This window comes from Kribbella sp. NPDC004875 (genome assembly GCF_042873375.1).
Classification (GTDB): domain Bacteria; phylum Actinomycetota; class Actinomycetes; order Propionibacteriales; family Kribbellaceae; genus Kribbella.
Genome location: NZ_JBIALI010000001.1, coordinates 1197634 through 1213674, shown reverse-complemented (window position 1 = coordinate 1213674; position 16041 = coordinate 1197634). Strand labels below are relative to the sequence as shown.

The window sequence follows — 16041 nt, the reverse complement described above, 5'->3', positions numbered from 1 at the left end:
GGACCGTATGAGCTTTCTGGAGCAGATCGAGGAACGCCCCGGGGCGGCGGAGCTGCGCGCTGCGTCGTACCGGGTACTGGGGCTGAAACGCGGTGCGAGCTGCGTCGATGTGGCCTGCGGTGCGGGGTACGCCGTGGCGGAGCTCGCGCGTAAGGGCCTGAAGGTGACCGGGGTCGACGCCGATCCCGCGGCGGTCGAGGCCGCGCGGCTGCGGGCGCCTGGTGCGATGTTTCACGTGGCACATTCCGCCGACCTGCCGCTCGAGGACGAGTCGATGGACGGGTATCGCGCGCTGCGGCTCTTCCACCTGCTCGAGGATCCCGTGCCGACGATCGCCGAAGCCCATCGGGTACTGCGTCCCGGAGGGCGGATCGTGGTCGGCGGACAGGACTACGGGTTCCTGCTGATCGACAGCTCCGACCAGGACCTGACCGACGTGATCTGCCTCGGCCTGGAGTCGCGCGCGGTCTCGCCACGCGCGACCAGGACGCTTCGCGACGTGCTCCTGGACGCCGGCTTCCAAGACGTGGAGGTTTCCGTCCACAGCCAGGTCGTCACCGAACACCAGCAGATGGCACCGCAGCTCAAGGCGGCCGCCGGCGCCGCGGTCGAGAAGGCGCTGATCACGCAGCAGGACGCGGACAGCTGGCTCGGGGAGCAGTCCCGTCGGGGCCGCCGCGATCGCTTCCTGGCCGTCGTACCGACGCTTCTTGTCGGTGCCCGTCGCTAACGTCCGGGGTATGACCGAGATGATCCCGTTGAAAGGCGTCGTGCTGGACGCGCCGGATCCCCGGGAGCTGGCGCGCTTCTACTGCCGGCTGCTCGGCTGGAAGTTGGGCACGGACGAGGAGGACTGGGCTGTCGTGAACGGCCCCGCGGGCAGCGTGGTGCTGTCCTTCCAGAGTGAGCCATTGCACCGGCCCCCGAGCTGGCCGAGCTCCAGGGACGAGCAGCAGATGCAGGTTCATCTGGACTTCCAGGTCGACGACCTGGAGTCGGCGCACGCCCGAGCTCTGGATGCCGGGGCACGGCTGATGGAGTTCCAGCCGCAGCCCGACGTCCGGGTGTACGCCGACCCGGTCGGTCACATCTTCTGTTTCTTCACTGCTTGAGGTGGCCCTTCCAGCGGACCGTGGGGAGTAGCGCGGCCGGGTCGACGCGGTCCTTGTTGGCGGAGACGATGTCGAACATCGACTCGATCAGGGTCTCCGACAGCAGGTGCGGCTGGAGGCCGAGGCCGACGAGGCCGGTGTGCTTGACGTTGTAATAGTGCTCGGCCTGCTCGACCCGCGGGTTCTCCAGGTGCTCGACCTGGACCGGGCCGGGGAAACACTCCGCGACCAGGTCGGCGAGCTGGGAGACCGAGTAGCTCTCCGTCATCTGGTTGAAGACCCGGAACTCGCCGGCGTCCGCCGGGTTCTCCACCGCGAGCCGGATGCACTCGACAGTGTCGCGGATGTCCAGGAAGCCGCGGGTCTGACCGCCGGCGCCGTACACCGTCAGCGGCTCGCCGAGCACGGCCTGGATGCAGAACCGGTTGAGCACGGTGCCGAACACCGCGTCATAGTCGAACCGGGTCGCCAGCCGCGCGTCCCGCACGGTCTGGTCGGTCTGCTGCCCGTACACCACGCCCTGGTTGAGGTCGGTGACGCGCATCCCCCAGATCCGGCAGCCGAACTCGAGGTTGTGCGAGTCGTGCACCTTGCTGAGGTGGTAGAAGGACCCGGGCTTCTTCGGGTAGAGCATCCGGTCCTTGCGCCCGTTGTGCTCGACCTCCAGCCAGCCTTCCTCGATGTCGATGTTCGGCGTGCCGTACTCACCCATCGTGCCGAGCTTCACCAGGTGGATGTCCGGGTTCGTCTCGGCGATGGCGTACATCAGGTTCAGTGTGCCGACCACGTTGTTGTGCTGCGTGTACACAGCGTGTTCGCGGTCGATCATCGAGTACGGCGCGGCCCGCTGCTCGGCGAAGTGCACGATCGCGTCCGGCTCGAACTCACGCAGTACCCGGTAGACGAAGTCCGCGTCGAGCAGATCACCGACGTACGCCGGGATCTCCTGGCCGGAGACCTCCTTCCAGGCGGCGACCCGCGATTCGAGATCCTCGATCGGGACCAGACTCTGGACGCCCAGCTCACGGTCGTAACCGCGGCGGGCCATGTTGTCGAGCACGGCCGTGTGGTGGCCGCGGTCGGAGAGGTGCAGGGCTGTCGGCCACCCTAGGTAGCCGTCACCGCCCAGGACGAGTACGCGCACGGCTCGGCCGCCTTCCGTCGGGGAAAGTCGTCACAGTCCTTCCTATCCCGAGTACCCGCTCCAGTAACGTGACCGGCCCCACCTATTCGCTGGTAATCGGCTGAGAATTTCCGCCGGAGTGCCACCCGCCGGTGTGGAGGTGCAGAATAGGCCCCGATGCGCGCTCTCACCAAGATCAAGCTCACTCGCGCCCGTTTGTTGCTCTGGGCGAAGTATTCGGCGTCCTCGGTGGTCGCCACCGTGGTGAGCCAACTGGCGTTCGCTCTCTGTTACTGGTTCGGTACGGCGGCCCTCGTCGCGACCCTGGTCGCCTGGCTGGCCGGCGCGATCCCGAACTACGTGCTGAACCGCCGCTACACCTGGGGCCGCAGCGGTCAGAAGCTGCCGTACACGCTGATCGTGATCGGTTCGGCCGTCACCGCCGCGCTCGTCACGTCGCTGACCGACCACCTGGTGCGGGGGCTCGAATCCCACGCCTGGAAGACACTCTTGGTGACCGGTTCGTACTTCGCGACGTACGCGGTGCTGTTCATCGTGAAGTTCGTGCTGTTCGATCGGCTGGTTTTCGCCAAGCCTGCCGCCGCTTCCGAGCCCGCCCCAGCACGTACTCCCGTAGCCACGTAGTCGTCATCACCCGCCCGTAGTTCGCGCCGTACACGATCCCGGGGCCCTTCTTGCTGCTCCCGTCACCGCGCCGGCGCATCGTCATCGGCAGCTCCACGACGCGCGCGCCGAGCGCCAGCGCACCCAGCAGCAGCTCCGACGACTGGTACTGCGGTTCACGCAGCGTGACCGCGGTCGCCAACTCGGCCCGCATCGCGCGGAACCCGAACGACGTGTCGGTGAGCTTCCGCCAGGTCAGGATCGACGCGAGCGCCGCGAACACCCGGACGCCGACCCAGCGCAGCCGGCTGTCCGCGTCCTCGGCGCCGAGCCGCCGCGACCCGGTGACGAAGTCGGCCCGTTCGAGCAGGATCGGCTCCATCAGCGTCTCGAGCTCGTCGTTGTCGTACTGACCGTCCGCGTCGGTCGTGACGACGTACTCCGCTCCGCCCGCGGCTGCCAGGTGATATCCGAGCCGGAGCGCGGCGCCCTGACCGCGGTTGCTCGGGGCAACGCAGACGTAGGCTCCGTGCTCGCGGGCGACCTCAGCGGTGTTGTCGGTGGCACCGTCGACCACGACCAGCACATTGACCGGCAGGCCCGCGCAGGTCCGCGGCATGTTGGTGAGCACCGGACCGATCCCGCCGGCTTCGTTGTACGCCGCGATGACCACGACGACCGGCGCGAATTCCGGCCGGCCAAGACTCTTCGCCGCCTCGGAATCGACGGCATCCGGATAGTCCGCCATCGGGGGGCGGGCCTGGTCCTTACCGAGGATCGCGCGAAGTCCGATGGCACCTGCGAGCGGGAAGAAGATCAGTCCGGGCAGTTGGTAGCGCCAGGAGAACTCGAACGCGGCTGAGCCGAGCAGGAGGATCACACCGGCCGCCGCGGGGAACAGTGCGGCCGAACGGAGACCTGACTGCTTGGCGCGCCCCAACCCGGCGGCTGCAGCCAGTGCGAGCAGGACACACAGGCCGAGGAAGGTGCCGGACGTGTAGCCGCCGTGCAGCTGGTAGCCGCGCAGGATGACCGCGGGTCCGTGGGAGACCTGTGGCTCGGACCCTCCCCATTTCACCGCCGCTTTCGCGGTGTTGGGGTCCTTGAGGTTCGGATAGGTCAGCTGGAACTGCCAACGATCCAGCGGTACGTCGTTGGGCGAGCTGCTCCGGGTGGGTGCGAAACCCTTCGCGAAGTCCTTCAGGGCAGCCCATGTCACGTCGACCGGTTGATGCGTGATGACGAGATGCGCGAACTCGGTGGCCAGCTGACGCTTCGTCGTACCGGGTGGGAGCGGGCCGGGCCAGTTCGGGTCGCCGTAGTGGTTGTGTGCGTACTTGTCGACGCCGAGGCGTTGGCCGAGCGGCTCCTTCGGGCAGAACAGCCGAGTGCCCTCGTCGAGTGGCAGCGTCTCGCAGTTGGCGACCGTCGCGGTCCGGCCGTACAGGATCTGGTTCTCGGCGCCCGTGAAACCCCAGCGGCCGGTGTCCGAGTGGTAGTAGACGACGTACGCGCCGAAAACGAGAGTGAAGCCGGCGATCGCGGCCGCGGTACGGCGTACCACGTCCATGCGGCGTTTTCGCCAGGCGTTGCCGACGACAACCAGGTAGAGCACCACGGCGATCAGCAGAACCATGCCGATCGCGCGGACCGAGAACGCCGCGCCGACCAGCAGGCCGGCAAGACCCGCGCGCCGCCAGCCCGGCACGCCCTTCGCGAGCAGCAGCCAGAGGATCCCCACCAGGATCACGTCGAAGGTGGTCTCGGCCATGATGTTCTGCTCGATCTGCACCTGGTAGGCGTCGAGCAGGATCGGCGCGGCGGCGACCGCGGCCAGCCAGCGGTAGACGGTCAGCCGGCGGGCCAGCGCGTAGATCGCGACGCCGAGCAGCAGTCCGACGAGGTGCTGGACGATGACGACGAACGTGAGGCCGCCGATCCAGACCAGGGGCCCGAGCACGAAGTCGTACCCGATGGGGTTCAGCTGATCGGGGCTCAGCTTGTCCATGTTCGTGAGGTACTGGACGGAGTCGGTGTAGACGATCGCGGGACGATACGCGACGGTCGCGAGGACCCGCAGTACGAGGCCCAGGACGAGGAAGGCGGTGAGCAGCCAGTGCTTGCGCGCTGTCCGCCGGAGTCTCGTCGCTGTTGCTTGAAGTCTTGTCACTGGTTCTTGAAGTACTGCCACGTCCGGGCCAGGCCGTCCTCCAGCGACACCGTCGGCTCGTATCCGAGATCGTTGGTGATGTCCACGACCACTGCCGGCATCTCACCGGCCGGCGCCTCGATGTGCTCGGCCGGCACCGGACAGTCCGTGACCTCCCGGACCGTCTCGATCATCTCGAGCACACTGACCGAGCGGCCGGACCCGATGATCGCGCGGCCGTCGTACTTGCTGTCGAGCGCCAGCAGGATGCCGTTCACCACGTCGTCGATGAACACCAGGTCGCGCCGCTGCTCGCCGTCGCCGTACACCCGGACGCCGGTCCCGCTCAGCGCGGCCCGCATCATCCGCGGTACGAAGCTGTCCTTGTGCGACATGCCCGGCCCGTACACGTTCGTGAACCGCAGCGCGGCGGTCGCGAGCCCGTAGCTTCCCGAGTACGCCGAGAGCAGCATCTCGCACGCCGCCTTCGTCGCGCCGTACGGCGTCAACGGTCGCAGCGGCAGGTCCGCGGTGATGGTCGACGTACCCACATCCCCCACGACCGCGTTCGTCGAGGCCAGCACGAACCCCTCCACGCCGCTCCCGCGCGCCAACTCCAGCAGCACCTGGGTGATCGTCACGTTCTGCGCGAACGTCTGCATCGGCGCATCCACCGACCGCAGTACGGACGTCAACGCCGCCAGGTGCACCACACTCGTAGGCCGCGTCTCGAACGCCGCCACACAGGTCTCCTGCTCCGCAAGATCCCCCGTCACCACCTGTACCCCGTCATCCCACGAGGAATCCGGCGGCTCCCGATCCACCGCCGTCACCGCAACCCCCCGCCCCCGCAAAGCAGCCACCAGCGCCCGCCCGATAAACCCCGAGGCCCCAGTAACCAACACACGCTCGTCCATGCCCCTCAACCTACCCACACCCAACCACCCCGAGCCACGCTCCCGCCCCACTCGCGACCGCCCGCACCCACCTCGTCACTCAGCGCCCGGACCCGGCACCGCCTCCCCGGACAAAGCTCCGCCACAACCAAGCCAGAAACTCGTCGTCACTGCCCCACTCGTCGTACGCCGCCGCGACGTCGATCGCACCGGGCCGCAGGCCGTCACGATGTCCCTGCAGCAAAGCCCCCGGAGGTACGCCGTACGCACGCGCCCTTCGACTCCCCCACACCGACCTCAGGAATCGTGACCGCGGCCACCAACCCGGCCGTACGGGCCCCGAACCGCGCCACCAGGTCGGCGTACGTCCCAGCCGTATCCTCCACCACGTCATGCAACAACCCGGCCCTGAGCAGAGCAATGTCATCCGACACCCAACCCAGTCACCAACACCTGCAGAACCTGCAGCAGATGCTGCCAATAGGCCTCACCAGCCGGCCGAGTTTGCCCGGCATGCCAATCAACGCCCGCCGTCATCCGAACGCTTAGGCTTCGGCTCACCCGGATACAGCTCGCTCCACAGCCAGTCCAGGAAGTCGTCGTCGTTGTTCCAGGCGTCGTACTCCGCCGCAGCAAGGATCGCACCCGGCCGCAGGACCTCGCGATCGCCGCTCACCAGCCGCGCCAACTCCTCCTTGAAGAGCACCAAGCGTTCGCCGCCACGACCGGTCCGTGCAAACTCCACCAGCTCGTCAAAATTGTCATTGCGCGGCCTCAACTGTGTCGACCGAGCAGCCGAGATACGAGTACGCATTCGCCCAGACGATGAAGAGCTCCTCCAGCCGCTCATCCACAACTGCCAACGGCACGAAATGCTCAACAGTTTCCGCGTAATACGACCGCTGCTTCCCCACCCGCGGATGCGTATGCAACCGCTGCACGTTGCTATACCGATCCGACAACTTCAAGAGCAGTACGTCGTGAGACGCCTGCGCGAGCCTCCCGAGATACGCCGCACGCACCGTCTCCTTCGACTCCCCCACCCCAACCTGAGGAATCGTGACCGCGTCCACCAACCCCGCCGTACGCTCCCCAAACCTAGCCACTAGATCAGCCCGCGTCCCCGCGGTGTCCTCGACGACGTCATGCAACAGTCCCGCCCGCAGCAGGTCGACGTCCGTCACTTCAAGCCCGATCGCCAACACGTCCAGCACCTGCAGGAGATGCTGCCAGTAGGCCTCACCGGCCGGTCTCGTCTGCCCACCATGCCACCCGACGGCAGCGGCAAACGCCTCCCCCAACTCATCGACGACCCGCTTGGGAAGAACCGTCCCGAGCGCCGCCTCCGCGGCACCCCAGTCGCTCCACCCGGGAAAGACCCGGACGTCGCCCACAGCCTCAGCCACGACTCGGCGCAGGCTCGCCGGGATACAACTGCTGCCACAACCACGCGAGGAACTTGTCGTCGGTGTTCCAGTCGTCACCGTCGGCCGCGAGACTCAAGGCGTCACGCGGCAGTCCTTCGCGATCGCCCCGCAACAGCTGGGAGAACTCCTCCTTGAAGGTCTGCAACTCCACATCGTCGGGGCGATCAGCCTGCACCCGTCGCTTCAAGGCCGAGAAGTTGTCCGGATCGGCCTCCGAGTGGAGATGCGTCTGCACCACCGCCAGGAAGGTGGCGAACGGCGCATCTGGGTGCTTCAGCCAGTACTCACCGGAGTAGGTCACGTGGATCTCCTCAATCATTCTTCGTCAGGACGGGGAAAGAGCGTGTAGATCCCGTAGCTCTGGGTCGCAGCGTTCCGCTTGAAAATGATCTTGATGTCGCCGCCTTCGAAGGTCGGAATCCGTTCGATCTCCGGGGCAGGCAGCTCCGAGAGATCTGCTCCGGAGCGCTTCGCCTGGAGCCAGGCCTTTCGCTCCGGTTTACTCGCCGGCCACCCCTTGAGTGCAAAACCGGAACAGTACTTGTGACCGTCCGGCCCCAGGAGTTCATGGATGGGAATCAATATGTCACGCGGCTGCGCGTCGTTGTCGAAAGGCAGGTCCAGCACTGCACGTACTTTGGGATGCTCCGATGCCATGACGTAGATCGCGGCGAGCGCAGTCGCGTCGTGAACTCGTGTGGAGTCCTTTCCGCAGTAGTGCTGCTTCGTGTCGTCGAGGCCGTCCACGCCGGCTGACCGCTTTTCCGGGTCGACCTGCGCTGGGTCTTCGTTGAACGCGACCCGGCGCGCCTGCAGTTCGTCCGGTCCCATCGCGCCGTGCCGGATATGTCCGTGACCGTCCGACAGGTCGATCGATGCGTAGACCCGTTGAACTAGCGGCTCACAGTCTGCGACCGGAGCCAACCACGGGCGCGAGTCCTTGTTGGCCGCGATGTAGGCGACCCCATTGCGCTCGTCCTCTGCTCGTCGGTCGTCCACTTCGCTCCGCTGGTCGACCTCGACGTCCTTCGATTCAGGACCTTCGGGCTTCTGGGGACGTGGCATCGCCAACCTCTCAGGAGCCCATTGCGCAAAGCGGTCTCTGACCACTGCACCCCCGACTTCAGTGTCGATGGCAAACTTCGTACGGGCGTCCTCGGTGACTTCGGCCTGGTGGGTGTCGGCTGGTGGCGGAGGGGACTCGCGGCCTTCCGCTTCCGTACGTCGTTCGCGTTCTGCACTGGCATCGACCTCAGCGTCGGCGGTGGGGTCGACGCCAGTCGCGCGATCGTCAGCGTCATCCTCTTCCGGCGATTGTGCGGTGACGTCGTCCGTTGAGGGTGTCGACTGTTCTTCACCCGGGCTGGTGGACGAGTCATCCGGCTCTGGTGTCGAATCGAAATGTCCGGCCCGTCCATCGCGAGATCGCCGCTGACGGACGCCAGCCGCTTCACGCCCGCAGCGAGCCGGAACAACCGCGGCTCCGCCGACCGCCGCGCCGACTCGCTCAACAGATCGGTCAACCGCGCGAACTCGCCCCGGGACAGCTCCCCGCGCTGATCCGGTGTGAGCTGCCGCTGCAGGACTTGGAACGCCAGGTGCAGCCGCGAGAACGTCACCGGCGAGTCAGTCAGGCACTCCACAACCTGCTGGACCAATGTCGCATCCACACCACGCGACTCGGACTGCTCGGGCTCCGCGCCACGCAGCCCTTCCGCGATCACCACGCCGATCTCGTCGGCGTTCAGACCGGCGAGCAGGTTCGATGAGGTGTCCGTGGACGGCACCACGGTCGCCTGGATCGGTGCGCCGTACTCCTCGGCCATGCGGTGCAGCGGCTCCACCACTGCGTCCTGCGTGAGGTCGAGGACGGTCAGCCGACCGCCGGCGCTCATCAGCGAGCTGCCCATCGCCATCACCGCGGCACGCCAGCCGGCGGCGGTCCCGCCGTACAGATCGACGCGCTCCTTGGTCGCCGGGCCGACAGGCACCCAGGGTCGTGTCGCGGCGACCTGGGACGCCTTGGTGCGCTCCCGCTCGCTCAGCTCCAGCTGCCAGGTCTGTACGTCGTGCTCGAACTCGTCCATCGTGTCGATGCATTCTTCGAGCCACCGTTGATGCTCGACAGCTGACGCCCGCCGCAACTGCTCCGGCCATCCCCACCGCAGCCAGGCGAGCCCGAGCGTGAGCGCGGCGGACGCCAAAGCCACAAGCGGCTGTACGACGACGCCGACCACGACCGTCAGTACGGCGGCCCCGGCCACCGCCCATACGAGGACCGGCCTGAGCCTCGTCACGGTCGCCCGCCGGCTCTCGAGCTTGGCGAGCCCCGTCGGCGCCGGTACGGCGGGAACGGGCGGCTCCTGGTGCTCGATGACCACGACCTCCTGCCCGCGGTACTCCCAGCCCCACTGCTCGGTCTGCCGGGTCGCGAGCCTCGTGTCAGCCATGTCGTGCACCGTCCAACCGCTCCAGCACCACGCCACGTGCCAGCTCGCTCAGAATCGATTCGGCCTCGGCGACAGTCGCGGACGCATTGTCGAGACCGGCGTCGCGCTCGGCGTCATCGGCGGAGGTGAACCGCCGACGGCAGCCTGCGCAGTGCGTCGCGGACGGATCAGACCAGGCACCGCAGTACGAGCAGCGGCGCGCCTGGAGCATCCGCTCCGCGTGGGCCAGCCGCTGGCGCTCCATCAACGCGCGCTGCCAGCGGAGCTGCGCCTGCGGCAGGTATTCGACCAGTTGCTGATCGGTGAAGCTCTTCCCACCGCTGCCGAGGACTGCCGAGGTCAGCCGGGCGACGGCGTCCCGGTGAACGGTCGCAGCCTTCCCAACCGCACCGACCGTCACCAGCAGCGGGAACCAGCCGAGCGTCTGCAACCGCAGGACGGCCGAGCCCTTGGTCCACTGCAAGGACAGGGTCGAGGCGCTCTCCGGATCCCTGACCCACCCGGCCGGGCGGAGCGCCATCTCGAACAGGGCGCGCTGTGGGTTGTCGAGCGCGGCGTGCGGCAGCAGCAGGTGGGTGTGCTGCCGACGGACGAGCTTGGCTCGGTCCACAGCCACACGTCCTCCCGAGATCGCCACCCGACGGGCCGGAACCGGCACCGCGCAAGGTAACTGTAGTTACCGCCTGTGCCTGTCGCAGCACGATCGCGTTGCCACTTGTGGAAAACTCCCGGCGCAAGGCGGACCGACTGCGACGAAGTCTTGACCCGGAGTGATCGGCGGGAGACGATTCCGGCCGGACGCGGGCTGACAACCTTGTCATCGGGGCCGCGTACTCACACCGGTGGACGGGGGCGTCCCGTGGTGCCGGCCGGATGTGCAAGGAGCGTAGATGGATCTCCGCCGCCCACTGGGGCTCGTCTCGTCTCTAACGCTGGTTGTGACAATGTCTGTTGCCATGACGCCAGCGCATGCCGCGTCACCTACTGCCTCGGAGCAGCCGGTGGTCAGCGGTTCGTCGTTCTTCACCTCGTTCGAGGCCGGACAGCCGCAGCCGGGTTACACCGACACGGTCGAGACCGGACCGGACGGGAAGCCGCGCACCGACGGTGTCCGCGGCCCGACGCCGACCGGGATCGGCGGCAGCGAGATGGACAAGGTCACCAAGGTGACCGCGAGCGGTGAGAACACCGGCGGCGGCGAGATCGCCAGCAACGCCGCGGACGGTGACAAGTTCACCAAGTGGCTGGTGTTCGAGCCGACCGGCTGGCTGGTCTACCAGACCTCGGCCCCGGTGGTGATCAAGAAGTACGCGCTGACCTCGGCGAACGACGCCGACGGTCGCGACCCGAAGAACTGGACCGTCTCCGGCTCGAACGACGGCACCACCTGGACCGCCCTGGACACCCGGACGAACCAGAGTTTCGAGAACCGCTTCCAGACCAAGGAGTACAGCTTCGCCAACACCACGGCGTACACGTACTTCAAGCTGGACGTCACGCTGAACCACGGCGAGAACATCGTCCAGCTCGCCGACTGGTACCTCTCGAACGGCGACCCGCTGCCGCCGCCCGGACCCGTCGCGGAATCGCGGCTCGACTCCGGCCCGAGCAGCGCGTACAACGCCCGCGCCCGCGTCGGGTTCACCGGCGTGAAGTCCTTCCGGTACGCCGGTCACCAGGACGCCACGGGACGCGGGTACACGTGGAACAAGATCTCGGACGTCGACCTCAAGGTCGGCAAGGACACCAGGTTGTCCTACAAGATCTTCCCCGAGCACGTCGAAGGCGACCTCAGCTATCCGAGTACGTACGCCGCCGTCGACCTCGCGTTCGACGACGGCACCTATCTGAGCGACCTGAAGGCGAAGGACCACCACGGCTTCGAGCTGAGTCCGCGCGGTCAGGGCGACTCGAAGGCGCTGTCCACGAACCAGTGGAACAACGTCGAGGCCGACCTCGGCGCGGTGGCCGCCGGCAAGACGATCACCCGGATCCTGGTCGGGTACGACAAGCCGTCCGGCCCGGCGGACTTCCGCGGCTGGCTCGACGACATCCGGATCGCCGCCGCGATCAACCCGGACCGGGCTGCCCAGAAGACCGCGGCCAAGCATCCGTCGGACCTGGCGCTGACCACCCGTGGGACGAACGCCACCGGCGGTTTCTCGCGCGGCAACAACTTCCCGGCGACCGCCGTACCGCACGGGTTCAACTTCTGGACGCCGGTGACGAACGCCGGTTCGACGTCCTGGCTGTACGACTATGCCAAGGGCAACAACGAGGCGAACAAGCCGACGATGCAGGCGTTGTCGATCAGTCACGAGCCGAGCCCGTGGATGGGTGACCGGCAGACGTTCCAGGTGATGCCGTCGACGGCCGACACCCCGACCGCGGATCGCAAGGCCCGCGCGTGGTCGTTCAGCCACGACAACGAGATCGCGAGGCCGTACTACTACGGCGTCACGTTCGACAACGGCAACGCGGCCGAGATCGCGCCGACCGACCACGCGGCGATGCTGCGGTTCAGCTTCCCGGCCGGGAAGGCATCGCTGATCTTCGACAACGTCAACAACAGCGGCGGCCTGACCCTCGACCCCGCGACCGGCGTGGTCACCGGGTACACCGACATCAAGAGCGGACTGTCCACCGGCGCCGGCCGGCTCTTCGTGTACGGCGTCGTGGACCAGAAGGTCCTTGCCTCGGGCAAGCTGTCGAACGGTGGTGGCGCCAACGTCGGCGGCTACTTCATGTTCGACGCCAAGACCACCCAGGTGCAGCTGCGGATCGCCACCTCGCTGATCGGTACGGCGCAGGCTCGCAAGAACCTCGAGCTCGAGCTCCCCGCGGGCTCGAAGTTCAACAAGGTGAAGGACGCCGCGCAGGAGCAGTGGGACAAGAAGCTCAGCACGATCGAGGTCGAAGGCGCGACGGCCGACCAGCTGACCACCCTGTACTCGAACCTCTACCGCCTGTTCCTCTACCCGAACAACGGCTCCGAGAACACCGGTACGGCGTCGAAGCCGGTGATCACCTACGCGTCGCCGACCTCGCCGAAGGTGGGCGCCGACACCCCGACCACGACCGGTTCGAAGATCGTGGCCGGCCAGACCTACGTGAACAACGGGTTCTGGGACACCTATCGCACCGTCTGGCCGGCGTACTCACTGTTCTCGCAGGACGACGCGGCGAGTCTCGTCAACGGGTTCGTCCAGCAGTACAAGGACGGCGGCTGGATCTCCCGCTGGTCGTCACCGGGGTACGCGAACCTGATGGTCGGTACGTCGTCCGACGTCGCCTTCGCGGACGCGTACCTGAAGGGGATCAAGGGCATCGACGTCCAGGCGATGTACGACGCGGCGGTGAAGAACGCGTCCGTCGTACCACCGTCGCAGAACGTCGGCCGCAAGGGTATGGACCTGTCCACGTTCAACGGCTACACGGCCAACACCACTGGTGAGGGCTTCAGCTGGTCGATGGACGGCTACATCAACGACTTCGGCATCGCGAACCTGTCGAAGGCGCTGTACGACCAGGCGAAGAAGAACGACCCGCGCAAGCAGGAGTACCTGGACAACTACAAGTACTTCCTGAACCGGGCCCGGAACTACGTCACGCTGTTCGACCCGACGGTCGGGTTCTTCCAGGGCAAGGGCCCGGACGGGGTCTGGGGCAACTCGCCCACCACGTTCGACCCGCGCGACTGGGGTCACGACTACACCGAGACGAACGCGTGGAACATGGCGTTCTCGACACCGCAGGACGGGGCCGGCCTGGCCGCGATCTACGGCGGCCGGGACGGGCTGGCGAAGAAGCTCGACGAGTTCTTCAGTACTCCCGAGGACGCACTGCACACCGGTGGGTACGGCGGGACGATCCACGAGATGCTCGAGGCCCGCGACGTCCGGATGGGTCAGTACGGGCACAGCAACCAGCCGTCACATCACATCACCTACATGTACGACGTGGCGGGGCAGCCGTGGAAGACGCAGGAGAAGGTGCGCGAGGTGCTGTCCCGGCTGTACCTCGGGTCCGAGATCGGCCAGGGGTACCCGGGTGACGAGGACAACGGCGAGATGTCGTCGTGGTTCCTGTTCAGCTCGCTCGGCTTCTACCCGTTGCAGGTCGGCTCGCCGACGTACGCGATCGGTTCGCCGCTGTTCACCAAGGCGACGATCCGGCTGGCCGGTGGCAAGAAACTGGTGGTCAGCGCGCCGCAGAACTCGTCGAAGAACATCTATGTGAAGAGCGTCAAGGTCAACGGGAAGAACTGGACCTCGACCGCGCTGCCGCACGACCTGATCGGAGGAGGCGGCAAGATCGAGTTCGAGATGACCGACCAGCCGACCAAGTGGGGCACCGGCCGCAACGACGCCCCGCCGTCGATCACCACCCCGGGCGAGGACCCGATGACGTGGCGGGACTCCACCTCCGACACCGGTGCGGTGATCGGCGCGGGTGGTACGGACGTCTCGGCGCTGATCGACAACGACTCGAAGACGCAGGTCACGCTGACCGGCGCCCAGCCGACCGTCACGGTCGCCCTGCCACAGGGCCGTCCGGTCGGCATGTACACGCTGACCAGTGGTGCGACCGGTACGGCGCCGTCCGCGTGGACGCTGGAGGGATCCAACGACGGTACGACGTGGACGACGGTGGACCGGCGTACCGATCAGAAGTGGGCGTGGGCGTCGTACACGCGGTCCTTCAGCATCACGTCTCCCAAGGCGTACACGCAGTACCGCCTGGTGCTGACGCCGGCGGCGGGCGCTGACGGCGTCACGCTGTCCGAGGTCGAGCTCCTGGGCACGCTGAAGGGCGTCGAGACCGGCACGCACCCGAGCGACAAGCGGGTCGCGGCAACCAAGCCGAGCCCGACGCCGTCGCAGTCGATCGACCGAAACTGGGGCTGACCCCCCGTTCGCCGGTTCCTGTCACTTCTTGTAGTGACAGGAACCGGCGAACCTCAGCAGGGTGTCCATGTCCCAGGCCAGGTTGTAGGCCTTGTTGCTGATGCCCACGATCCTGGTGCTCTTGTCAGGCTTGATGTAGACCTCCTGACGCCCGTTCGGGCTGCCGGGCACGCCGCTCGTGACCGCCTGGTACTTCCCGGCCGGCACCTTCGGCAGCTTCGTCCACGGCGTCGAGTACTTGTCCACGGTCGGGCCCTCGCCCTCGTCGATCAGCTCCGTCTGCCGGATGACCAGCGTGAACGTCGCCCCGTGGTACTGCTTCGGGTTCGTTAGGCTCGGGTCGGACAGCTCCTGCTGCTCCCAGCCCCCGCCCTGTGCGGCGGTGACAGTGACTCGCGCAACCCAGCCCTGCGGGATCAGATCGCACGTGATCACCCCGGGGAACGGCGTCGTGTTCGCGACCAGCGGGACCTGCTGGGCGGGGATGACCGGCGGTTTGCGCGTGTCCCGCGGCAGCGACCGGAAGTCCTTGGGCGTCGTCTTCACCGGTGCCGGGGTCTTGGTGGTGTGGGTGGCCGGGTCGGGTGCGCCGTTGTTCATGCCGGTCGGCAGGACGGACCATGCGACGCCGACCACGAGGGCGGTCGCGACCGCGCCGGAGGCGACGCCGGTGAGACGTCGGCGGCGCAGGGCGCGTTGCCCACGGGCCAGGTCGGCGGTCACGTCGGCGTCGATGACCGCGGGCTCGGGGCCGGCGGCCTCGTCGAGCAGTTGCTTCAGCTCGGTCATCGCAGACTCTCCAGCGTTTCGAGGGAATCGTTCAGGAGATCGCGCATCGTCGCGAGCGCCCGCGACGTCTGGGACTTCACGGTGCCTTCCGAGCACCCCATCAACTCGGCCGTCGTCTGGACGTCGAAGTCGCGGAAGTACCGCAGTACGACGACCGCGTGCTGCCGGCGGGGCAGCTTCGCGAGAGCGCCCAGCACGGTCAGCCGCTCGGCCGGATCCTGCGTCGGCGGCGGAGCGGCGTCGTACAGCTGCTCGGTGGTCGACTCCCGCCGGCGCCAGAGCCGCCGGCGTTCGTCGAGGAAGGCGTTCACCAGGATCCGGTCGGCGTACCTCGCGGCACCGTCCTCGCGGCGCACCTTCGACCAGTGCACGTAGAGCTTGGTCAGCGCGACCTGGACCAGGTCCTCCGCCCAGTGCGCGTCCCCCGAGGTGAGCAGCCGGGCGGTGCGCAGCATCCGGCCCCGATGCGCCGTCACGTACTCGAGGTACTCCGCGTCGCGGTCGCTCACGGTCGGCCCTCCCCCCTTGTCGGTGATCTCCACCCTGGAACTACTGGGTGAGCCC

The 16041-nt window shown here is 67.4% G+C and carries 16 protein-coding genes; 4 read left to right on the top strand and 12 right to left on the bottom strand.

The window, feature by feature from the left end; translation table 11 throughout:
• The first annotated feature begins 7 nt into the window (after nt 1–7).
• Nucleotides 8–730: a methyltransferase domain-containing protein gene (locus ACFYRH_RS05775; RefSeq protein WP_387768685.1), complete on the top strand. Its 723-nt coding sequence runs from the start codon at nt 8–10 to the stop codon at nt 728–730.
• 10 nt (nt 731–740) lie between these two features.
• Nucleotides 741–1112: a VOC family protein gene (locus ACFYRH_RS05770; protein ID WP_387768683.1), complete on the top strand. Its 372-nt coding sequence runs from the start codon at nt 741–743 to the stop codon at nt 1110–1112.
• On the opposite strand, the gene ACFYRH_RS05765 is transcribed toward ACFYRH_RS05770, so the two are convergent.
• A complete protein-coding gene (locus tag ACFYRH_RS05765) occupies nt 1102–2256 on the bottom strand; it encodes an NAD-dependent epimerase/dehydratase family protein (RefSeq protein WP_387768681.1) in 1155 nt (384 codons plus the stop codon). The genes ACFYRH_RS05770 and ACFYRH_RS05765 overlap by 11 nt on opposite strands.
• A 156-nt stretch (nt 2257–2412) precedes the next feature.
• Here ACFYRH_RS05765 and ACFYRH_RS05760 point away from each other — a divergent pair, with 156 nt between their 5' ends.
• Entirely contained in the window at nt 2413–2880 is a 468-nt protein-coding gene (locus ACFYRH_RS05760) for a GtrA family protein (RefSeq protein WP_387768679.1), read from the top strand.
• On the opposite strand, the gene ACFYRH_RS05755 is transcribed toward ACFYRH_RS05760, so the two are convergent.
• From ACFYRH_RS05755 to ACFYRH_RS05715, 9 genes are all read right to left on the bottom strand, one after another.
• Nucleotides 2786–5029, bottom strand: coding sequence for a glycosyltransferase (locus ACFYRH_RS05755; RefSeq protein ID WP_387768677.1), 2244 nt, complete (start codon nt 5027–5029; stop codon nt 2786–2788). The genes ACFYRH_RS05760 and ACFYRH_RS05755 overlap by 95 nt on opposite strands.
• The gene (locus ACFYRH_RS05750; RefSeq protein WP_387768675.1) at nt 5026–5925 is read right to left on the bottom strand and encodes an NAD-dependent epimerase/dehydratase family protein; all 900 of its coding nucleotides are present in this window, start codon (nt 5923–5925) and stop codon (nt 5026–5028) included. The genes ACFYRH_RS05755 and ACFYRH_RS05750 overlap by 4 nt, the downstream gene beginning before the upstream one ends.
• Nucleotides 5926–6128: 203 nt before the next feature.
• Complete coding sequence (locus ACFYRH_RS05745) at nt 6129–6290, bottom strand: hypothetical protein (RefSeq protein WP_387768673.1); 162 nt, start codon at nt 6288–6290, stop codon at nt 6129–6131.
• A gap of 134 nt (nt 6291–6424) precedes the next feature.
• Nucleotides 6425–6649, bottom strand: coding sequence for a hypothetical protein (locus ACFYRH_RS05740; protein ID WP_387768671.1), 225 nt, complete (start codon nt 6647–6649; stop codon nt 6425–6427).
• 16 nt (nt 6650–6665) lie between these two features.
• On the bottom strand, nt 6666–7310 hold the full coding sequence (locus ACFYRH_RS05735) for an HD domain-containing protein (protein ID WP_387768669.1): 645 nt from the start codon (nt 7308–7310) through the stop codon (nt 6666–6668).
• Nucleotides 7303–7632: a hypothetical protein gene (locus ACFYRH_RS05730; RefSeq protein WP_387768667.1), complete on the bottom strand. Its 330-nt coding sequence runs from the start codon at nt 7630–7632 to the stop codon at nt 7303–7305. Before ACFYRH_RS05730 ends, ACFYRH_RS05735 begins: the two co-directional genes overlap by 8 nt.
• A gap of 14 nt (nt 7633–7646) precedes the next feature.
• On the bottom strand, nt 7647–8162 hold the full coding sequence (locus ACFYRH_RS05725) for a hypothetical protein (RefSeq protein ID WP_387768665.1): 516 nt from the start codon (nt 8160–8162) through the stop codon (nt 7647–7649).
• A gap of 62 nt (nt 8163–8224) precedes the next feature.
• On the bottom strand, nt 8225–9781 hold the full coding sequence (locus tag ACFYRH_RS05720) for a hypothetical protein (RefSeq protein ID WP_387768663.1): 1557 nt from the start codon (nt 9779–9781) through the stop codon (nt 8225–8227).
• Nucleotides 9774–10397 (bottom strand): hypothetical protein, encoded by a 624-nt coding sequence (locus ACFYRH_RS05715; RefSeq protein ID WP_387768660.1) that lies wholly within the window; start codon nt 10395–10397, stop codon nt 9774–9776. Before ACFYRH_RS05715 ends, ACFYRH_RS05720 begins: the two co-directional genes overlap by 8 nt.
• A gap of 340 nt (nt 10398–10737) precedes the next feature.
• On the opposite strand from ACFYRH_RS05715, the gene ACFYRH_RS05710 reads away from it, so the two are divergent.
• Nucleotides 10738–14688 (top strand): GH92 family glycosyl hydrolase, encoded by a 3951-nt coding sequence (locus ACFYRH_RS05710; protein ID WP_387768657.1) that lies wholly within the window; start codon nt 10738–10740, stop codon nt 14686–14688.
• A gap of 21 nt (nt 14689–14709) precedes the next feature.
• Here ACFYRH_RS05710 and ACFYRH_RS05705 read toward each other — a convergent pair whose 3' ends face one another.
• Both ACFYRH_RS05705 and ACFYRH_RS05700 read right to left on the bottom strand, forming a co-directional pair.
• Nucleotides 14710–15477, bottom strand: coding sequence for a hypothetical protein (locus tag ACFYRH_RS05705; RefSeq protein ID WP_387768654.1), 768 nt, complete (start codon nt 15475–15477; stop codon nt 14710–14712).
• The gene (locus tag ACFYRH_RS05700; RefSeq protein ID WP_387768651.1) at nt 15474–15986 is read right to left on the bottom strand and encodes a SigE family RNA polymerase sigma factor; all 513 of its coding nucleotides are present in this window, start codon (nt 15984–15986) and stop codon (nt 15474–15476) included. The genes ACFYRH_RS05705 and ACFYRH_RS05700 overlap by 4 nt, the downstream gene beginning before the upstream one ends.
• Nucleotides 15987–16041: the final 55 nt, after the last annotated feature.

Coding starts and splice junctions, on each gene's coding strand:
- ACFYRH_RS05775 (WP_387768685.1), top strand. CDS start 8: ATGAGCTTTCTGGAGCAGATCGAGGAACGCCCCGGGGCGGCGGAGCTG.
- ACFYRH_RS05770 (WP_387768683.1), top strand. CDS start 741: ATGACCGAGATGATCCCGTTGAAAGGCGTCGTGCTGGACGCGCCGGAT.
- ACFYRH_RS05760 (WP_387768679.1), top strand. CDS start 2,413: ATGCGCGCTCTCACCAAGATCAAGCTCACTCGCGCCCGTTTGTTGCTC.
- ACFYRH_RS05750 (WP_387768675.1), bottom strand. CDS start 5,925: ATGGACGAGCGTGTGTTGGTTACTGGGGCCTCGGGGTTTATCGGGCGG.
- ACFYRH_RS05725 (WP_387768665.1), bottom strand. CDS start 8,162: ATGGGACCGGACGAACTGCAGGCGCGCCGGGTCGCGTTCAACGAAGAC.
- ACFYRH_RS05720 (WP_387768663.1), bottom strand. CDS start 9,781: ATGGCTGACACGAGGCTCGCGACCCGGCAGACCGAGCAGTGGGGCTGG.
- ACFYRH_RS05710 (WP_387768657.1), top strand. CDS start 10,738: ATGACGCCAGCGCATGCCGCGTCACCTACTGCCTCGGAGCAGCCGGTG.
- ACFYRH_RS05705 (WP_387768654.1), bottom strand. CDS start 15,477: ATGACCGAGCTGAAGCAACTGCTCGACGAGGCCGCCGGCCCCGAGCCC.